Origin of the sequence: Methanocalculus sp. (assembly GCF_029762515.1) — an archaeon.
Taxonomy (GTDB): domain Archaea; phylum Halobacteriota; class Methanomicrobia; order Methanomicrobiales; family Methanocorpusculaceae; genus Methanocalculus.
This window is the reverse complement of record NZ_JARVGN010000429.1, coordinates 1-1,856: the sequence shown is the minus strand read 5'-3', so window position 1 is coordinate 1,856 and position 1,856 is coordinate 1. Positions and strand designations below refer to the sequence as shown.

Annotated in this window: 2 protein-coding genes; both read right to left on the bottom strand. The window is 51.6% G+C overall.

What is annotated here, in order from left to right; translation table 11 throughout:
* Nucleotides 1-460: hypothetical protein (locus QCH34_RS11815; protein WP_300334436.1), on the bottom strand; the 460-nt coding region annotated here is incomplete at its 3' end.
* A gap of 4 nt (nucleotides 461-464) precedes the next feature.
* On the bottom strand, nucleotides 465-1,856 hold a 1,392-nt coding region (locus QCH34_RS11810), incomplete at its 5' end, for a DNA methyltransferase (protein WP_300334435.1).

Sequence of the window (1,856 nt, the reverse complement as noted above, 5' to 3'; positions counted from 1 at the left end):
CCCCAATCGGCTGCAGCGTCTGTTTGATTGAGGTCTTCACCGACTCCTCGACCAGAGAGGCAAGTTTTCCGGGACTCTGGAAGTAGCGGTCAAGGTATGCTTCGGTGAAGAGGGTTGCGAGCCACTGGTAGTATTTGAGCCGGATGGGCACGTCCCGATGAGTATTGATGCGGTGCATGTGCCGCACGATGTTGTCATCGTAGTTGCGCAGCTCGTCGATTGTGATGTCGGCGTTCTGCCGGAATCCACCGTGGTTTTTCAGGACGTGGTAGAAGTGGCTATGCCCGTCCTCGCCTTCGCCTTCCTCGATCTCCGCAAGAAGACTCTTGAAATCCTGAAAGGACTTCATCCCGAAGAGGCGGTTGCCAAAGGCGCACTTAACCAGCCACGGCCGGAGCGCCCCTTCTTTCGAGGACTTCCCCGGCTTCTGCCCTGTCTTTCGTCCCCGTGGTGCCGCCACGCCGTCACGCCCCCATGCGTTTCTTGAACTCGGGCTCGATGCGCGTCGCCCGGGGTGCGAAGCAGTGGCCGTTTACGTAGAGCGTGACGGTGTCCGGGAACTCCCTGAGGATCTCGTCGGTGATGAACGTTGCGTCTGTTTCGAGCGACTGCTCGTGACCTGCGGGGTCCTTAGGGGAGTTGCGCCAGACGATGGCGGTGATTTTACCGTCGGGGAGTACTCCATGGACGATCCGGTAGGTGAGATCGCCATGGTATCGGACCACCCGACGTTTGACATGCAATCCAAGGAGGTAATTGAAGGTCTCAACAAGGTCCGCCGTCACCTCCCGGAATCCATCCTCATCAGCCGGGACGTCGTCGAACCCCGTCTCACGCCGGACCCGGAGCGTGTAGGCGAACGGTGTTGCCAGCCGGTCCACATTCAGGCGGCAGGGGCTCTCTCTGGTCTCGACGTCGAGGAAGTAGCGGAGCATGTAGTCGTTCATGCCGAAGATGGTCGCCTGCACATGCCCGTCACGGTCCAGGAACTCGATGTTGTTGAGGGTGTCCTCGTACTGCTCCAGTTCCATGTACTTGAAGATGTGGCTCTGGCCATCGTTACTCTCAGGTTTGTCATCTTTCCAGTTAGAGGAGAACATGACCTTTTGTATGCGGGGTTTCATTATTGTGTCAAAATAATCTCCTATCTCGACGAGTAGATATTTTCTCTTACCGCTGTCCGACTTATTTAGATTAAGTATTGCATGAGCGCTTGTACCAGAGCCCGCAAAAAAATCTAGAGCGATTATGTTACTACCACTGGACATTCCAATTTTAAATATGTGTGAAATCAGCCTGACAGGTTTAGGGGTAGTAAAAACCTCTGAGGGATGATTTACGGCCATAGTTGATAGAATATCGCGTTTTGCTTCTTGCGTGTGTCCGACTGTTTTATATGACCACAACGTTTGGGGCACTATTCCCTGTTTTACTTCACTCAAGAAACGCTTGAGACGTGGCATATTTCCTTCATTCACTCCCCACCAAATGCGATCTTCAGCATCAAGTTGTAAAAATTTCTCTTTTTTTACTACCCAGTATCTTCCACGTGGAGGCTCAAATTTGGTCCCATCAGGACTAGTGACGTCATATTCACCCTCGCTATAGTAGTTCCTACCTGTTAAATCGCTAGATGACCATGGACCTCTTGGATCATTATCTGGATTTGTATATCTCGCATCTGCTTCTATACTTCGTGGGAGAAGGTTCGGTAACCAAGCATTTGCATCTTTAGCATAGACGAGGATGTATTCGTGATCTACTGAGAAGTGCCTGGCTGAGTTTTTTGGAGAAAAGACTTTCTGCCAAATAACTGTAGAAATAAAGTTATTATCACCGAAAGCTTGGTCGGCCAG